Genomic DNA, 17,630 nt, shown 5'->3' with positions numbered 1-17,630 from the left:
ACTGAGTGAAAACCGCCTTTGGCGGACTGGCGGCTGAACTACGGATACGAACGGTATAAAAGTGCAAATGAATGAGTGACTTATCGCGGCAAAGCGTTGGCGCTTGAAGGCCGCTGGAAAGTTGACACTGTGCGGGAGGTGAGATGCATCAGGTTTCACACTATGCGGTAGGCGAAGGACTGGACGCGGAACGCGAGCTGCTGGATCGCATCCAGCAGGGCGAAGGGGAGTGCGGCTTGCTCCTGTGGCGACCACGGGAAGCTGCGCTGGTCATGCCGCAGCGCATGAGTCGCTTGGCCGGATTCGCCGCCGCCGGTTCGGCGTGCCAGGCGCTGGGCTGGCCGATCGCCTTGCGTGACAGCGGCGGCGAGCCGGTGCCGCAATCGCCGGCGGTTCTGAATGTGGCGCTGGTTTACGCGCTGCCGTCCCGTGAGAGCGAGCTGACCCGGATCGAGAACGCCTACCTGCGACTCTGCCAACCGATGCTCGACTGGCTCGCCGGCATGGGGCTGGAAGGCGGGCTGGGCGAGGTGGACGGCGCGTTCTGCGACGGCCGTTACAACGTCACCCTGGAGGAACGCAAACTGGTCGGCACCGCCCAGCGCTGGCGACGCCGGCGTGACGATGGCCGGCACGTGGTACTGGCCCATGCCGCCGTGCTGATGGAAAACCAGCGCGAACCCATGGTCGAGGTAGTGAATGCCTTCTATCAGGGCTGCGAGCTGGAAAATCTCTGCCGCGCCAGCAGCCATATCGCCTTGGACGAATGCGTGGGGCAGGTGTGGAGCCGGCTTGATTCACTGCGTGATTGCTATCGCCGGACGCTGGCGGAAGCGGGGCTGAATCTGGAATGAGCAGGACGAGGAGGGAGGCCATTCGTCAGTGAATAGAAGTAATTCACATTTGGTATCGAATATCGCTTGACTGAAAAATGAGAATCATTATTATTCCAATCACTGGCCTCGCGGCCAGCTGGATAAGCTGACAAGCCCAAGTTTCGGACTCATCAGATTATCTCCTCATCAGGCTAATCACGGTTATTGACCCGGCAAATTGCCGGGTCTTTTTTTGCCTGCGATTTAGTCCCGCCGTAGGTTGATCCGAGGAACGGGGCCCAACAGCGGACTTCCGGGAATCGTTGGGTTTCGCTGCGCTCTACACCAACCTACGGGTGTAGGAGCTAGCTTGCTAGCGAAACGGGGCCATTCGCTGGCAAGCCAGCTCCTACGGGCAGTCCCGCCGTAGGTTGATCCGAGGAACGAGGCCCAACAGCGGACTTCCGGGAATCGTTGGGTTTCGCTGCGCTCTACACCAACCTACGGGTGTAGGAGCTAGCTTGCTAGCGAAACGGGGCCATTCGCTGGCAAGCCAGCTCCTACGGGCAGTCCCGCCGTAGGTTGGTCCGAGGAACGAGGCCCAACAGCGGACTTCCGGGAATCGTTGGGTTTCGCTGCGCTCTACACCAACCTACGGGAGGTTTGAGTGGTGTGTAGGGTGGATCACGCTTCATCGATCCACCATCGGTGCTGGATCCGGAAATCCCCGGTGGATGTGAAGAGCGACATCCACCCTACAGAACGACGCGGATGGCGCCAGACTAATGCCCCTTCGCCTTCCTGATCCGCAGGACGATCGCGCCCAGGATCAGCATCACCACCGGCGTCATCACCAGAATCGCGGTCTTCGGTGATATGTCCAGGCCGATGGTGTGCAGGCCGCCGTAGAACAGCTTGAACAGACTCAGCAGGTAGTAGCTGATGGCGATGATCGACAGGCCTTCCACCGCCTTCTGGATCTTGATCTGGGTATCGGCGCGGGCGTTCAGGCTGCGCAGGATCTCCGAGTTCTGTTCTTCCACCTCCACATTGACCCGTGCCCTCAGCAGGTCACTGAGGTTGGCCACGCTCTGGCCCAGGCGCACGAGGCGCTGGTCGGTGGCTGCGCAGTAGCGCACGGTGGGACGGAAACGGCGTTCGATGAACACCCCCAGGCGCTGGCAATCATCGATGTGGGATTCGCGTAGCTCATTGATTCGCTCGAAGACGATCTGCGCGTACGCCTCCGTGGCGCTGAAGCGCTGGCGGGTGCGGGCGGTGCTGCGCACGATGCGGGCGGAGAGGGCGGCGATATCCGTCGACAGCTCCTTGGCGCTGCCTTTGCCCTCGGCGTTGCGGTCGGAAAGCCGGGCCAGTTCCTTGTCGTATTCCTTCAACTGCACGCTCACCGCCTGGGCAACCGGCAGGGTGAGCGAGGCCATCATGCGGTACGTCTCGATTTCCAGCAGGCGGCGGATCATCCGGCCCAGGCGATAGGCATTGAGCCGGCGGTTGACCAGCAGGATGCGGTTCACGCCGTCTTCGCTCAGACGGAAGTCCGACCAGGCGATGGCATCGCCGCCGCCCAGGGTGGAACCGGATGGGTCTTTGAAGCCGTACGCAGCGGTGTCGCCCGCCCAGTTCGTATCCGACTCCACCAGCACCTGGTCGGCATTGATCAGCAGGTGGCGATGGTCGGCCACCAGGCTCTCCAGTGCTGCCGGCAGAGGTGGCCAGAAGTCATCGCCCGCGTTGCGCGGTACCACCAGGGTGAGGGTGAAGAACTCGGTATGGCGTTCCCATTTCAGGGTGTTCTCGCCCATGCGCAGCAGGCCCTGGGAACCATTGCTGGCCAGTGGCGCGTCGGCGGTCTGGTTGAGGCGCTCGACCAGCGCGTCGCAGACGTCCTCGGCGTCGGAAAAGGCGAAGTGATAGACGTTAGCCGGATCACGGAAATAGATCGACGGCCGCGAGTGCAACTCGTTATGCAGGGCTTTGCGAAGTGGATGCATGGGGACTTCTGCGAGCAGGGAGGTTTTCTTCGATGACGCGGCCAGATCATGGCGCGGTCACACTCGCGAAGAAGTTGCGACAGGAGCCACCGACCAGTCGGGGCGGGTAGCCCTTCAGGCCGGTGGCGACGGGGAGTGGCGACGAAGTCGCCTGATGACGCTCCTGAGTCTTGTGGACCCCTAGGCGCGAAACTGTTGCATCAGCCCCTGCTGATGGTTGGCCAGTTCGTTGAGCTGGCGACTGACCTGGGCCGATTGATCGGCCTGTCCGGAGAGCGATTCTGTCACGTCTCGGATGGCTTCGACGTTGCGATTGATCTCGTCTGCGACGCTGCTCTGTTCCTCGGCGGCACTGGCAATCTGCAGGTTCATCTCGGTGATCAGGTTGACGGCATCGCTGATGCGCTCCAGGGCGGCCACAGCCTGTTGCACCTGGCTCACGTTCTCCTGGGCCAGGCCGTGGCTGCCGTGCATGGCCTGGGTCACGTCGCGGGTGCCGTTCTGCAGGTTGTCGATCACCTGGCGGATTTCCTCCACCGAATCCTGGGTGCGCCGCGCCAGGCTGCGCACCTCGTCGGCCACCACGGCAAAACCGCGCCCGGCGTCGCCAGCGCGTGCGGCCTCGATGGCGGCATTCAGTGCCAGGAGGTTGGTCTGCCCGGCGATGGAGAGAATCACCTCCAGCACCGAACCGATCTGCTCGCTGTTCTGGGCCAGCGTCTGCAACTGGCTCATGGCTTCGCTCATGTCCCGCGCCTGGGCGTGGATGGCGCTGGTGGTGCGGGTGATCACCTCCAGGCCTTCGCGACTGGCCTGGTCGGCGTTACGCGCGGCATCGGCGGCCTGGGCCGCACTCTGTGCCGAGGCGTTGGCCGTGGCGGACATCTCGTGAAGGGCAGTGGCCACCTGGTCGATCTCACGGAACTGCTGCTGCATGCCTTCGCTGGTCTGGCGTGCGATCACCGCCGACTGGTCTGCGGTGTCACGGGCGTCGCGCACCAAACCCTGGACCTTGGCGATCACGGGTTGCAATTTGTCGAGGAAGCGATTGAAGGCCAGCGCCAGGCGGCCCAGTTCGTCACGGCGGGCGTAGGTCAGGCGGCGAGTGAGGTCGCCTTCACCGTCAGCGATGTCTTCCAGCATGCCGGCCAGTCGCAGCAACGGACGCGTCACACCACGGGCAGCCAGCCAGATCATGGCAACGCCCAGCAGCGCCGCGACGGAGCCGAGGATGAATTCCAGTGCCGAGCTTTGCAGGCGTTCGTTATCCATTTGCACTTTCAGCGCCTCGGCGGGCGCCAGCAGCACCCGCTGCGGCACGCCCAGCAGCACGCCCCAGGGCTTGGCCCCGGCGATGGGAGAGAGGGGTTCGAGCACACTGATCTGCCCCTTGTCGATAAAGGCGTGGGGCTCGCTACGGCCGAGGAAATCGAGGACTTCGGTGGCCTGGTCCGGTAGCACCGCCTGTAGGCGCTTGCCCAGCTGGGCGGCATCCTGGCTATGGCCGGCGACCACGCCGGATGGGCTGATGATGCTGACGCGGCCATTGCCCTCATAGAGTTCACGGCTGCTGGTCAGCGCGTCCTGTTGCAGGCTGTCGAGACTGATATCGAGGCCGATAACCGCCAGCACCTTGCCATTTTCCAGCAGCGGGAACGCGATGCTGGTGACCAGCCTGCGAGCGCCCGAAGATTCGTCGAAGTACGGCTCCAGCAAGCACAGATGCCCGCTGTCGCGCGGGCAGGTGAAGAAGGCGTTGAAGGGCGCGCCGCTTGGACCGGGAGAGGTATCGGCCAGCAGCTTCTCGTCGCCCGGCACGGCTTGTAGTTCGCCCGGCTTGGCTTGCAGCCAGTACAGCGCGAAGCGCCCGGTGTCGTTGCTGCCGAGGTCGCCGCGGCCTATGAACTCGGCGTCACGACCATCGAGGGCATCGGGCTGGAAAATCAGGAACAGCCCGAGCAGCTCCGGACGCTGCTCCACGGCCTTGCGCAGTTCCCCGGCCAGTTCGCCCCGCAGGGTTTCCGCACTGATCTCGCCGCGTGCCGCACGCTCGCGCAGGTAGAGCAGGTGCCGCGCCAGTCCGAGGCCATATTCGTGGGTGCGGGTGAAGCTGCGCTGGATCTGCAGGGCCTGGACCCTGCCCTGAGCCTCCAGATTGAGGCGCGCGGCTTCGGCGAGCATGCGCCCGCTGGAATCCTTGACCCGTTCGGTGCTGGCGCGGGTCTGGTAGAGCGACAGGCCGACCAGCAGTCCAACCACCAGGATCAGGCAGAGGCTCGCCAGGAGGGTGATCTTGCTTTGAATGCTGAGGCTGGGGCTGGACATGGGCGCGATCGCTTGGGAGGCCGGGGCGTTGCCGCCCCGGAAAGGTCAGAAGACGGTGACGAACACCAACTGGCTGTAGAGGTTGCTGTCGTCGCCGCCGAGCTGGGTGCCGCCTTCTTCCGCGCTGCGGTCAGGTTTGTAAAGACCGACCAGGGGCATGACGATGAGGTTGTCGCTCACCGCCCATTCGGCGTAGAGATCCAGTTCGCGGCCGTCGGTATTGCCCAGGTCTCGGTCCAGGGTGTTGAAGTCGAACCACAGGGCGCCGAGGCTCAGGTTTTCCAGCGGCGACACCTTGAAGGCGACGTGGTGGACCTGGGTGTTGGTGTTGAACGGGCCGGCGTAGTTGGCCGCCACTTCACCCTGGAACCAGGTGCCGTAGCCACGGCTGAAGCCAGTGAACAGCGCGTCGTAACCTTCCGAGAAGCGGCTGTAGCGGTAGCTGACATTTGGACTCCAGGCCACATCGGAGAAGGTCCAGCCGGCTTCCAGGTACCAGGCGTTCTCGTCGTCGACGTCCTTCTTGTCCTGCCAGGCGTATTCACCGGAGAGGAACAGGTTTTCCACCCCGGCGTTGCCTTGGCCGCGCACGCTATAGGTCTTCATGCCGTCGCGCTCGGCCTGGAAGGGCGATGCGAATTCTTCGTCGACATCGCTGATGTCGATCGCGGTCAGGCCCAGGGTGCCGGCTTCGGATACATGCTCCAGGTTTCCGACCACCATCTCGGTCTTGGCCTGGGCGCGGTTGTCGGATTTCAGCCACATCAGGTCGCCGCGCAGGCCGTCCTTGCCGCCGAGGCGCAGCACGGCGGTCTGGTCGAACGCCTTGCGTGCAGCCAGCCAGTAGGCGCCACCGCGGTTGAACTCGCCATCGGCAAGGCCGTTGCCGAGGTTCAGGGCATCGCCGTTGATGAGGAAGCCGTCGCCGATCATCAGGTTCTGGCGGCCGAAGGAGAAGTCCACGCCGTCTTCGCCCAGAGCGTCGAACAGCTGGCCGGAACGCCAGCCGAGGTAGGCGTCTTCGATCTTGGTGGTGCGCTCGGAGCCGTCGGTGAAGCCAGCCGCATCACCGTCACCCCAGGTGCCCGAGCTGAGCATGTTGAAGGCGCCATAGCTGGTGCCGGCCCCCGCCAGCCCCTGGTCGAAACTGATGCCGTACTTGGCATAACCCTCGCGCCAGGACGACGAACCCTCGCTCTTCGAGCCAGCGATGGCGTAGTTCTCCTGGCTGTGGAAGAAGCCATACACGGCCTCCAGGGTTGCATTCAGATGGGTGTCGTCGTCGGCGTACAGCTCGTAAGCACCCGCCTGAGTAGCGGCACCTACCAGCAGCGCCAGGGTTGAGAGTCGGAACAGGTTCGACCGGAACATCGCGAGGCATCCTTCTTTTTGGAATTGGCAGCGGAGCGTTTCTGCGTCCGGATACTAAGGAGTTGCCGCGCGCTGGCCTTGTGCCTGCTTGCCAAGGGCTTGAGGCTGCGTGCCAGAATCAGCAGGGACTGCCGGTGTGGCTTTTGTTGTGGGGGCGAATTCATTCGCTATGCGGGACGTAGTCCCGCCGTAGGTTGGTCCGAGGAGCGAGGCCCAACGAGGGGAGCTCGCGTTGGGCTTCGCTTCGCTCTGCCGCAACCTACGGCCGCACGCGATGTACTGGCACTCATTTGTAGGGGCGAATTCATTCGCCAAGCGGGACGCAGTCCCGTCGTAGGTTGGTCCGAGGAACGAGGCCCAACAGCGGACTTCCGGGGATCGTTGGGCTTCGCTCTTCCGCAATCTACAACGGTCCGAACAGGCCAAAAAAAAACCGGCCCTAAGGCCGGTCATAAACTCACGCAGCGACTCGGTTCACACAGCCTCGGGGCGTTTCAGCACCAGGGTCAGGATGTCGTAGCTGGCCACCAGCTCACCGTTCTGGTTGGTGACTTCCACGTCCCAGGCCACCACACCTTGCGGCTCGCCCTTCGGGCTCTTCTTGCCCTGGTCGATCTTGCGCTTGCAGGTCAGGCGCGCCTGGATGGTGTCGCCAATGCCCACTGGCGTGATGAAGCGCAGGCTGTCCAGGCCATAGTTGGCCAGTACCGGGCCAGGGGCCGGGGAGACGAACAGGCCGGCGGCGGCGGAGAGCACGAAGTAGCCGTGGGCGATGCGCTTGCCGAACTGGGATTCCTTGGCGGCCAGCTCATCGAAGTGCATGTAGAAGTGGTCGCCCGACAGGCAGCCGAAGTTGACGATGTCGGCTTCGGTGACAGTGCGACGGTGGGTCAACAGAGACTCGCCGACCTGCAGCTCGTCGAAGTAGCGGCGGAACGGGTGCACTTCGGTCTCGACCACCTTGGCGCCACGCACGTATTCGCCGGTGACGGCGGCCAGCATGGTGGGCGAACCCTGGACGGCGGCGCGTTGCAGGTAGTGCTTCACCGCGCGCAGGCCGCCCAGTTCTTCACCGCCACCAGCGCGGCCGGGGCCGCCGTGTTTGAGTACCGGCAGGGGCGAGCCGTGTCCGGTGGATTCGGCGGCGGATTCGCGGTCGAGGATGTGCAGGCGGCCGTGAAGGGCGGCGGCTTGCGGTACCACGCGGGCGGCGACGGCCGGGTCCTTGGTGACCAGGCTGGCCACCAGGCTGCCCTTGCCACGGGCGGCCAGGGCGATGGCTTCGTCGATGTCGTCGTAGGCCATCAGGGTGCTCACCGGGCCGAAGGCCTCGATGTCATGGGCGCCGCCTTCGGCGTGCGGGTCACGGGAGCGAAGCAGGGTCGGGGCGAAGAAGGCGCCTTCGTTCACGCCGTCGCCGCGCGGGGCGAAACCGTCACGGGCACCGAACAGCAGGTCGCTGCTGGCAAGCAGGGCGTCCAGGCGCTCGGCTACGTCGGCCTGCTGGGCATGGGATGCCAGGGCACCCATCTTCACGCCTTCCACGGCCGGGTCGCCGACCACCACCTTGGATAGGCGATCACGCAGGCGTTCAGCCACGGCGTCGATGTGCTTGGACGGAACGATGGCGCGGCGGATGGCGGTGCACTTCTGGCCGGCCTTGACGGTCATCTCGCGGGCCACTTCCTTGACGAAGAGGTCGAATTCCGGATCGTCCGGGGTGATTTCCGGGGCGAGGATGGCGCAGTTCAGCGAGTCCGCTTCAGCATTGAAGGGCACGGAGTTGCGAATCAGGTTGGCGTTCACGCGCAGCTTGGCGGCGGTGTCGGCGGAACCGGTGAAGGTCACGACGTCCTGGCCTTGCAGGCGGTCCAGCAGGTCGCCGGTGCTGCCGATGATCAGTTGCAGGCTGCCTTCCGGGAGCAGGCCGGACTCGTGCATCAGGCGTACGGCGGCTTCGGTCAGGTAGCTGGTAGCGGTGGCCGGTTTTACGATGCAGGGCATGCCAGCGAGGAAGCTGGGGGCGAACTTCTCCAGCATTCCCCAGATCGGGAAGTTGAAGGCGTTGATGTGCACGGCCAGGCCGCCACGGGGCACCAGGATGTGGGTGCCGGCGAAGGTGCCTTGCTTGCCCAGCGGCATGGCCGGGCCTTCGTGGACGATGTTGCCGGAGGGCAGCTCACGGGCGCCGACGCCGGCATAGCTGAACAGGGTGGCAGCGCCGCCCTCGATGTCGATCCAGCTGTCGGCGCGGGTGGCGCCGCTGTGGCGGGACATCGTGTAGAGCTGTTCCTTGTGTTCGGTCAGGTACAGCGCCAGGGCTTTCAGGCGTGCCGCGCGTTGCTGGAAGTCCATGGCCATGAGGCTGGCTATGCCGCGCTTGCGGCCATGTTCTACGGCTTCGGAGAAGTCCAGGGCTTCCTCGTGGGTGCGGAAGAGGTCGCTGCCGTCGATGGCGCTGCGCAGTGCCTGGGAACCGTGTTGGCCGATCCAGCGGCCGCCGATGAAGCTTTGCAGCGTGGGGGCGTTACTCATGAGGAAATCTCCGTGAAGGGGGCCGGCGCAGAGCATCGGCGTTCATTCTTGGTTCGTAGGAGCGAGCTTGCTCGCGAATCGCGGTTGTTCGCGTGCAAGCCCGCCCCCACAGGTTGGGTGCCTTACCAGAGGGCCAGCGTGTAGCCGAGGATCAGGCGGTTTTCATCGATATCGGTATTCAGTCCGTTGCCGGACCTGAAGGTGACGTTGCGCCAGCGCAGGCTGAGGCCCTTCACCGGACCGCTCTGGATCACGTAGGCGAGGTCGCTGTCGCGTTCCCATTCTTCGCCTTCGTCGCCGGTCGCGGTCTTGACGTTGCTGCCGTCGACGTAGCGGGTCATGAAGGTCAGGCCCGGGATGCCGAGGGCGGCGAAGTCGTAGTCGTAGCGCAGTTGCCAGGCGTCTTCCTCGGCGCGGGTGAAGGTATTGAAAGTCACCAGGTTGACCACGTAAGGGTCGCCGCCGTTGAGGAAGGGGAAGGCGCTGTCGCCGGACATGCGCTGGAACGCCGCGCTGAACCGGTGGGCGCCCTTGCCCAGGCTGAACATGCCGTTGAAGTTGCGGTTGTCGATCTCACCCGCACGCTCGACGCCATCGCCTCGGCTGTCGAAGTAGCGGATGTCGCTCTTCAGATTGAAGCCCCCGGAGAGCGGTAGCGTGTGCACCAGGCCGACGAACTGCTGGCGGTAGATCTCGTCCAGCAGGCCGTAGTAGTAGCTCACCGCCAGCTGCGGGTTGATGGCATAAGTGCCGCCGGCGAAGTCGAAGGCATCGCTGGTGGCGGCACCTAAACCGATGTCGTCGCGGCCGGAGGAGTCGCGCAGGTTGGTGCGGGTCAGGCGGCCGCCGTTGAAGGTCAGGCCGGCCAGCTCCTGGCTGGTCAGCATGCCGCCCTGGAATGTGGAAGAGAGCAGGCGGGTGTCGTTATAGGAGGCCACTGGCAGCAGCGGCTGCAGGGTGCCCAGGCGCAGGACGCTTTTCGACGCACGCAGTTTGGCCGTCAGGCCCAGCTCGCTGTAGTCGTCCACCGGCTCTTTGGTCGCCGGGTCGAACGGCAGCAGGCCGGTGCCACGGCGGTCACGACTGGAATCCAGCTTCACGCCCAGTTCGCCGATGGCATCCAGGCCGACGCCCACGATGCCTTCGGTGAAGCCCGACTCGATGCGCGCGGTAAAGCCCTGGCCCCATTCCTCAGCCTTGGACTGGGCGGCGCCGTCCTGGCGGAAGTCGCGATTGATGTAGTGGTTACGCAGCTCCAGGCTGCCCTTGCTGTCTTCGATGAAACCCGCCAGCGCCGAGGTGGCAAAGGGCAGGGTGAGCGCCGCAACGAGCGGCGCAGTGGTACGGCTTTGGGTCATTGTTCTTGTATCCATCGTCCGGTCGTTCTGGGCTCAGTGGCGGCTGGCGGCGGCTGCGCCGATGCCGGTCATGGAGCGAATGAACTGAGCCAGGTAACGGCCGCGCTCTTCCTTGGCACGCTCGGAGGCGTCGGTCACCGAAAGCAGCCAAGCACTGAAGAAGGCCAGGCCCATGGAGAACAGCGCCGGATTGGAATACGGGAACAGCGCCGTGTCGTGATGCAGCACGTTGACCCAGACGGCGGGGCTCAACACTAGCAGGACGATGGCGGACAGCAGGCCGGCGACGCTGCCGGCGACGGCGCCCCGGGTGGTCAGGCCTTTCCAGAACATGGAGAGGAACAGCACCGGGAAGTTGACCGAGGCGGCGATGGCCAGCACCAGGCCGGAGAGGAAGGCGATGTTCTGCGACTCGAACAGCAGGCCGAGGATCACCGCCATTACGCCGATGCAGAGGGTGGCGATACGCGAGACGCGCATTTCCTCACGCTCGCTGGCCTTGCCCTTGCGGATCACGCAGGCGTACAGATCGTGGGACACCGCCGAGGCACCGGACAGGGCCAGGCCGGCCACCACCGCCAGGATGGTGGCGAAGCCCACGGCGGAGATGAAGCCAAGGAACAGGCTGCCGCCGACCGCGTGGGACAGGTGCACCGCAACCATGTTGCCGCCGCCGATGATGGCGCCGGCCGCGTCGCGGAACTCAGGATTGGTGCCAACCATCACGATGGAGCCGAAGCCGACCACGATCAGCAGCAGGTAGAAGTAGCCGATGAAGCCGGTGGCGTAGAACACCGATTTGCGGGCTTCCTTGGCGTCGCTCACGGTGAAGAAACGCATCAGGATGTGCGGCAGGCCGGCGGTGCCGAACATCATGCCGAGGCCGAGGGAGATCGCGTCGATGGGGTTCGACAGCAGGCCGCCCGGCGCCATGATGGCCGCACCCTTGGCGTGGACGGAGGCAGCAGCGGAGAACATGGCTTCGGTGCTGAAGCCGAAATGCTTGAGCACCATGAAAGCCATGAAGGTGGTGCCGGACAGCAGCAGCACTGCCTTGATGATCTGCACCCAGGTGGTGGCCAGCATGCCGCCGAAGGTCACATAGCAGACCATCAGCACGCCCACCAGCATCACGGCCTGGGTGTACGAGAGGCCGAACAGCAGTTCGATCAGCTTGCCGGCGCCGACCATCTGCGCCACCAGGTACATCAGCGCCACGGTCAGCGTGCCAAACGCCGCGGTAATGCGGATCGGGCTCTGCTGCAGGCGGTAGGACACTACGTCGGCGAAGGTGTACTTGCCGAGGTTGCGCAGGCGTTCGGCGATCAGGAACAGGATGATCGGCCAGCCGGCGAGCACGCCCAGGGCGTAGAGGAGGCCGTCGTAGCCGTTCATGAACATCATCGCGGAAATGCCGAGGAAGGACGCCGCGCTGATCATGTCGCCCGCGATGGCGAGGCCGTTCTGGAAGCCGGTGAGGCCGCCGCCGGCGGTGTAGAAGTCCGCGGCCGAGCGAGTGCGCAGTGCGGCCCAGCGGGTGATGCCGAGGGTGAAGAGCACGAACGCCAGGAACATGTAGATGGCGTTCCAGTTCAGCGGGCGGGCCGCGGCATCGGCCGCGAAGGCGCCCTGGGAGACCACCAGGCCGGTAGCGAGCAGCAGGGAGGCGAGCGCTTTCATTGGCCGCTCTCCTGTTTCAGCTTGTCGTTCAACGGATCGAGGACGTTGGTGCGCTTCACGTAGATGCCGGTGAGCGCGAAGGAGAGCAGGATGATGACCACGCCCACCAGCATGCCCACGCTGGTGACGCCTCCATTGAGGGACTGGCCGAGCACGCCGGGTGCGAAGGCCACCAGCAACACGAAGCCGTAGTAGATCACCAGCATGGCGGCGGTCAGCGTCCAGGTCAGGCGCTGTTTGCGGCGGACCAACTGGATGAAGTCCGGGTTCTCCCGGATACGATCGAGGTCTTGCGGGGTCATGGTTGCTCTCTCTTTTTGTGATTGTCGAGGCGCCCGTTCAACGGCCGACGGCAAGGCTGCTTGTGTCGAACGGGGGTATTGCTGGTGCTGCTTGTAGGAGCCAGCTTGCTGGCGAACGGGTTCGGCCAAAAAGCTTCGCGAGCAAGCTCGCTCCTACGGGTGTCGCTTACAGTTGGTCGAAGTCGAGGACCACTTTTTCGCTGATCGGGAAGGTCTGGCACGACAGCACGTAGCCAGCGGCCACTTCGTAGTCCTCCAGGGCGAAGTTGCTGTCCATTTCCACCTCACCTTCGACCACCTTGCACTTGCAGGTGGAGCACACGCCGGCCTTGCAGGAGTAGGGCAGTTCCATGCCCTGGGCGTTGCCGGCGTCGAGCACGCTGACGCTGTTGCGCGGCAATTCGAAGGTCATTTCGCGGCCATCGCTGATCACGGTGACCTGGCTGCTGGCGCCGTCAGTGGCGCGGGCGGCTTCGCGGGCTTCACGCTTGGCGCTGCTGCCGGCAGCGGCGAACAGCTCGAAGTGGATGCGCTCGGCGGACATGCCGTTGGCCTTGAGCTGATCGCGCACGGTTTCGGTCATGGCCTGCGGGCCGCAGATGAAGGCGGCGTCCAGGGCCTTGACGTCGATCCAGCGGGAGAACAGCTGACCGCACTTGTCGGCGTCGATCCGGCCGTTGTAGAGGTCAACGTCCTGCTGCTCGCGGCTGAACACGAAGATCAGATTCAGGCGTTGCAGGTAGGTGTTCTTCAGGTCTTCCAGCTGCTCGCGGAACAGTGCCGAAGCGCTGGAGCGGTTGCCGTAGATCAGGGTGAAGCGGCTGTGGGGCTCGCTTTCCAGGGTGGTCTTGATGATCGACAGGATCGGCGTGATGCCGCTGCCGGCTGCCACTGCCAGGTAGTTGCCGTGACGTGCGGTATCCAGCTCGACGAAGAAGTGGCCGGACGGCGGCATCACTTCCAGGCTCTGGCCGGCTTTCAGGCTTTCATTGGCAAAGGCGGAGAAACGGCCGCCGGCCACGCGCTTGATCGCCACCCGCAGCTCGCCGTCATTGACGCCGGTGCAGATGGAGTAGGAACGGCGGACTTCTTCACCGTCCATCTGGGTGCGCATCACCAGGTGCTGGCCCTGAGTGAAGCGGAACGCCTCGGTCAGGTCGGCGGGAATGTCGAAGGCGATGGACACCGCATCGCGGGTTTCCGGGCGCACTTCTTTGATCTTCAGGCTGTGGAACTTGCTCATTGTTCTTCTCCTGCGGCATTGCCGCGCGGAGGGCGAATACAAACGTCGCGAGCGAAGGTCAGGCTAGGCGGAAGCAGCCGAGGAAGCGGAGTTTACGTCTGTAAATGAGCATTCCGAGGCTGTTTCCAACGACGCATGGCCGAGCGCAGTAGTTTGTGTTCGTCCTCCTAGATGCACTTGAAATAGTCGAAAGGCTCGCGGCAATCGATGCAGCGGTACAGAGCCTTGCAGGCCGTGGAACCGAACTGGCTGAGCAGTTCTGTGTGGGCGCTGCCGCACTGCGGGCAACACACATCGCCGGCGTCGCCCATCAGGCTGCGCTTGCTGGTGCTGCCGGCCGGCGGGGCGATGCCGTAGGCGCGCAGGCGCTCGCGGCCGTCGGTGCTGATCCAGTCGGTGGTCCAGGCCGGCGTCAGGCGGCGCTCCAGTTTCGGCGCGGTGAAGCCAGCACCTTCCAGGGCCTGCTCGATGTCGTGCTCGATCACTTCGGTGGCCGGGCAGCCGGAGTAGGTCGGGGTGACCACCACATGCAGGTGGCCATCCTGCCAGTCAAGGCCACGGACGATACCGAGGTCGACCACGCTGACCACCGGCACTTCCGGGTCCATCACCTCGCCCAGCACCGACCACGCGCGCGCCAGATCATCTGGCGCGCCGGGCCTGGCGCCACGGTCGCTGGTAATCAGCTCACCAGGACGCATCGGGGTGGGCCCGCTGGAGGAATTGCATTTCGGCCAGCAGCAGACCGAGGTGCTCGGTGTGCAGGCCCTTGCGGCCGTTCAGGTAGAAGTAGCTGGCCGGCTCAGGCATCGGCAGGGTGGCGCTGGCGAAGATGTCGGCAACCTTGGACTTCCAGGCTGCGGCGATCTCCACAGGGTTCGGCGCAATGCCGGCCTCGAACAGGCGTTGTTCCACGTCGTCGCCGTTCACCAGCTCGACGGTGAAGCGCCAGACATCACTGATCGCCGCCAGCATGCGCTTGTGGCTTTCCTCGGTGCCGTCGCCCAGACGCTCGACCCACTCGCTGGAGCGGCGCAGGTGATAGGTGACTTCCTTCAGAGCCTTGGCGGCGATGCCGGCAACGCGCTCGTCACTCGACTGCGAGAGGCCGTGCAGCACCTGGAAGTGCCAGGCGTCGAAGAAGAACTGCTTGGTGATGGTCACGGCGTAGTCGCCGTTGGGCTGTTCCACCAGCAGCAGGTTGCGGTAGGCGCGCTCATCACGGCGGAAGGCCAGATGATCGGCGTCACGGCCGTCTTCCAGCAGTTCGGCGGCGTAGTCCAGCCAATTGCGGGCCTGGCCCACCAGGTCGAGGCCGACGTTCATCAGCGCCAGCTCTTCTTCCAGTGCCGGGGCGTGGCCGCACCATTCGCACAGGCGCTGGCCCTGGATCAGGGCGCTGTCGCCGAGGCGCAGCAGGTATTGAATGAGGTCTTCGCGTTGAGTCATGGCAGCGGCCTCACATGTGGCCGACTTCGGCCGGCAGCTCGTAGAAGCTGGCGTGGCGGTAGACCTTGTCCTGGGACGGGTCGAACAGCGGTTCTTTCTCGTCCGGCGAGGAAGCGGTGATCAGCGCGGACGGCACGACCCAGAGGCTCACGCCCTCATTGCGGCGGGTGTACAGCTCGCGGGCGTTCTCGATGGCCATGCGCGCATCGGCGGCATGCACGCTGCCGACATGCTTGTGGTTCAGGCCGTGCTTGCTGCGCACGAAGACTTCAAAAAGGGTCCACTCAGACATGATTCTTATCTCCTCGAGACGGCTTACGCGGCGTCGCGTTTCTGTTGTTGTTTGCGGGCATGGGCGACAGCGGCTTCGCGGACCCAGGCGCCGTCTTCGATGGCCTTGCGGCGGGTGGCGATGCGCTCGACATTGCACGGGCCGTTGCCCTTGAGCACTTCGTAGAACTCTTCCCACTGGATGTCGCCGAAGTCGTAGTGGCCGCGTTCCTCGTTCCACTTCAGGTCCGGGTCCGGGGCGGTGCAGCCGAGCAGTTCCAGTTGCGGAACGGTCTGGTCGATGAAGCGCTGACGCAGTTCGTCGTTGCTCTGGCGCTTGATCTTCCAGGCCATGGACTGGGCGCTGTTGGGGGAGTCGGCGTCGCTTGGGCCGAACATCATCAGCGACGGCCACCAGAGGCGGTTGATGGCGTCCTGGACCATGTCCTTCTGGGCCTGGGTGCCGTGACGCATCATGTGCAGGAGGATTTCGTAGCCCTGGCGCTGGTGGAAGGATTCTTCCTTGCAGATGCGGATCATGGCGCGGGAGTAGGGGCCATAGGAGGTCCGCTGCAGCACCACCTGGTTGACGATGGCGGCGCCATCCACCAGCCAGCCCACGGCGCCCATGTCAGCCCAGCTCAGGGTCGGGTAGTTGAAGATGCTCGAGTACTTGGCCTTGCCGCTGTGCAGCTTGGCGACCTCGGCGTCGCGGTCGGCGCCCAGGGTTTCCATGGCGCTGTACAGGTAGAGGCCGTGGCCGGCTTCGTCCTGGATCTTGGCCATCAGTTGCAGCTTGCGTTTCAGGGTCGGGGCGCGAGTTACCCAGTTGCCTTCCGGCAGCATGCCGACGATCTCGGAGTGGGCGTGCTGGGAAATCTGGCGGATCAGAGTCTGCCGGTAAGCGTCCGGCATCCAGTTCTTCGCTTCGATCTTGATCTCCGCGTCGATCTTTTCCTGGAAGGCGCGTTCTTCGGAGGACATCTCCTCCAGCGCTTTCACGCGCTTCACGCCGGTCTCAACCAATTGTGCGTACATGCCGTTCTCCAGCCATGCAGGGTTCGTGGGGTGGCTTGGCCATGGCGCTATTTTTAAATGATACGAAATCAAATATCAAACACTAAAACGTGTATCGAATAGAGTTTTTGTATCGCTTTGGGGAAAGGCGAGGGTGTGCTTCTGGCATAAGGCGCCAGGCGAAAGCCCTTTACCTGTAGGAGCGAATTCTTTCGCGATATCCCTTGGCTTTCGGAGGTAATGCCCGTTTCAGAGCGCTCGCGGTCACACATCGCGAATGAATTCGCTCCCACAGGGAATGCGCGCGATCCTGTATCTCGTGATGTGATACAGGAAGGTTGAGGTGACTGGTTACGATGTGAAAGGTTGTCGTGCCAGGCGACAATCGGGAGGCTCGTCTAGAGTTTCAGGCGACGAATGGAGGAGGGTGGGGCCATGGGATGTCCGCAGGTGTGCAGCGGTGCGACGCTGCAATGCAGTTTCGGTGTAGCGCCGACGGTACTGAACGTGTTGCCGGTAAACCGCACCCTGACCGGTGGAATGCCGGCGGCCAACATCATGGATCACATCCCCCTGGTGAACATTCCCACCTTCGGCATGTGCCAGAGCCTGGCCAATCCCACCGTGGCGGCCGCCACCGCTGCCGCCCTTGGCGTGTTGACCCCGATGCCCTGCATACCGGCCACGGCGGCGCCCTGGATTCCTGGCGGCGCACCCACTGTGCTGCTGGGCAATATGCCGGCGCTGGATTCCAACAGCACGCTCATGTGCAGCTGGGCGGGGGTGATCAAGATCGTCATGCCCGGTCAGGTGCAGATGCTGATTCCCTAGGCCGGCGCCCGCTTCGCGAGCAAGAACGGGGCCGGGCGGTGACGCGTGCATGTAGGAGCCGGCTTGCCGGCGAATGGTCGGTCCGGTTCGCGAGCAAGCTCGCTCCTACAGGGACGGGGTCGGGCGGTGACGCGTGCATGTAGGAGCCGGCTTGCCGGCGAATGGTGGGTCGCGGTTCGCGAGCAAGCTCGCTCCTACAGGGACGGGGCCAAGACGGCACGCGTATGTAGGAGCCGGCTTGCCGGCGAATGGTCGGTCCGGTTCGAGAGTAAGTTCTCTCCTACAGGGACGGGGCCGGGCGGTGACGCGTGCATGTAGGAGCCGGCTTGCCGGCGAATGGTGGGTCGCGGTTCGCGAGCAAGCTCGCTCCTACAGGGACGGGGCCAAGACGGCACGCGTATGTAGGAGCCGGCTTGCCGGCG

General features: G+C 64.3%; 14 protein-coding genes and 1 pseudogene. 2 read left to right on the top strand and 13 right to left on the bottom strand.

The genetic code is table 11. From position 1 onward, the window contains the following. Positions 1–143 precede the first annotated feature (143 nt). Positions 144–854, top strand: coding sequence for a lipoate--protein ligase family protein (locus DM872_RS28845; protein ID WP_179062609.1), 711 nt, complete (start codon positions 144–146; stop codon positions 852–854). Between the two features lie 743 nt (positions 855–1,597). Here the strand turns inward: DM872_RS28845 and DM872_RS28840 are convergent. The 13 genes and pseudogenes from DM872_RS28840 to paaA all read right to left on the bottom strand — a co-directional run bounded on the left by DM872_RS28840 (position 1,598) and on the right by paaA (position 16,398). Continuing rightward, the gene (locus DM872_RS28840; RefSeq protein WP_179062608.1) at positions 1,598–2,827 is read right to left on the bottom strand and encodes a DUF3422 domain-containing protein; all 1,230 of its coding nucleotides are present in this window, start codon (positions 2,825–2,827) and stop codon (positions 1,598–1,600) included. Positions 2,828–3,007: 180 nt separating this feature from the next. Then, a complete protein-coding gene (locus DM872_RS31010) occupies positions 3,008–3,763 on the bottom strand; it encodes a methyl-accepting chemotaxis protein (RefSeq protein WP_373273756.1) in 756 nt (251 codons plus the stop codon). Positions 3,764–3,865: 102 nt separating this feature from the next. Further along, positions 3,866–4,024, bottom strand: a pseudogene (locus DM872_RS31005) (HAMP domain-containing protein); the annotation flags it as partial. Positions 4,025–5,197: 1,173 nt separating this feature from the next. Further along, on the bottom strand, positions 5,198–6,523 hold the full coding sequence (locus tag DM872_RS28830; protein ID WP_179062606.1) for a hypothetical protein: 1,326 nt from the start codon (positions 6,521–6,523) through the stop codon (positions 5,198–5,200). A 474-nt stretch (positions 6,524–6,997) separates the two neighbouring features. Beyond that, on the bottom strand, positions 6,998–9,058 hold the full coding sequence (gene paaZ, locus DM872_RS28825) for a phenylacetic acid degradation bifunctional protein PaaZ (RefSeq protein ID WP_179062605.1): 2,061 nt from the start codon (positions 9,056–9,058) through the stop codon (positions 6,998–7,000). 122 nt (positions 9,059–9,180) lie between these two features. After that, positions 9,181–10,416 carry an OprD family porin gene (locus tag DM872_RS28820; RefSeq protein WP_179062604.1) on the bottom strand — a complete coding sequence of 412 codons (1,236 nt, stop codon included), beginning with the start codon at positions 10,414–10,416 and terminating at the stop codon, positions 9,181–9,183. A gap of 33 nt (positions 10,417–10,449) precedes the next feature. Continuing rightward, positions 10,450–12,096 carry a cation acetate symporter gene (locus tag DM872_RS28815; protein ID WP_179062603.1) on the bottom strand — a complete coding sequence of 549 codons (1,647 nt, stop codon included), beginning with the start codon at positions 12,094–12,096 and terminating at the stop codon, positions 10,450–10,452. Further along, a complete protein-coding gene (locus DM872_RS28810; protein WP_179062602.1) occupies positions 12,093–12,398 on the bottom strand; it encodes a DUF485 domain-containing protein in 306 nt (101 codons plus the stop codon). The genes DM872_RS28815 and DM872_RS28810 overlap by 4 nt, the downstream gene beginning before the upstream one ends. A gap of 166 nt (positions 12,399–12,564) precedes the next feature. After that, positions 12,565–13,641, bottom strand: coding sequence for a 1,2-phenylacetyl-CoA epoxidase subunit PaaE (gene paaE, locus DM872_RS28805; RefSeq protein WP_179062601.1), 1,077 nt, complete (start codon positions 13,639–13,641; stop codon positions 12,565–12,567). A gap of 167 nt (positions 13,642–13,808) precedes the next feature. Continuing rightward, positions 13,809–14,342, bottom strand: coding sequence for a 1,2-phenylacetyl-CoA epoxidase subunit PaaD (paaD, locus tag DM872_RS28800; RefSeq protein WP_179062600.1), 534 nt, complete (start codon positions 14,340–14,342; stop codon positions 13,809–13,811). Next, positions 14,329–15,090: a 1,2-phenylacetyl-CoA epoxidase subunit PaaC gene (gene paaC, locus DM872_RS28795; RefSeq protein WP_179062599.1), complete on the bottom strand. Its 762-nt coding sequence runs from the start codon at positions 15,088–15,090 to the stop codon at positions 14,329–14,331. The genes paaD and paaC overlap by 14 nt, the downstream gene beginning before the upstream one ends. 10 nt (positions 15,091–15,100) lie before the next feature. Continuing rightward, positions 15,101–15,382, bottom strand: coding sequence for a 1,2-phenylacetyl-CoA epoxidase subunit PaaB (paaB, locus tag DM872_RS28790; protein WP_016493150.1), 282 nt, complete (start codon positions 15,380–15,382; stop codon positions 15,101–15,103). A 23-nt stretch (positions 15,383–15,405) separates the two neighbouring features. Continuing rightward, on the bottom strand, positions 15,406–16,398 hold the full coding sequence (gene paaA, locus DM872_RS28785; protein ID WP_179062598.1) for a 1,2-phenylacetyl-CoA epoxidase subunit PaaA: 993 nt from the start codon (positions 16,396–16,398) through the stop codon (positions 15,406–15,408). 414 nt (positions 16,399–16,812) lie between these two features. Here paaA and DM872_RS28780 point away from each other — a divergent pair, with 414 nt between their 5' ends. After that, a complete protein-coding gene (locus DM872_RS28780; protein ID WP_179062597.1) occupies positions 16,813–17,208 on the top strand; it encodes a DUF4280 domain-containing protein in 396 nt (131 codons plus the stop codon). Positions 17,209–17,630 lie beyond the last annotated feature (422 nt).

The organism is Pseudomonas taiwanensis (genome assembly GCF_013393345.1).
In the GTDB taxonomy this organism is placed as follows: domain Bacteria; phylum Pseudomonadota; class Gammaproteobacteria; order Pseudomonadales; family Pseudomonadaceae; genus Metapseudomonas; species Metapseudomonas resinovorans_C.
This window is presented reverse-complemented; position numbering and strand designations above follow the sequence as displayed.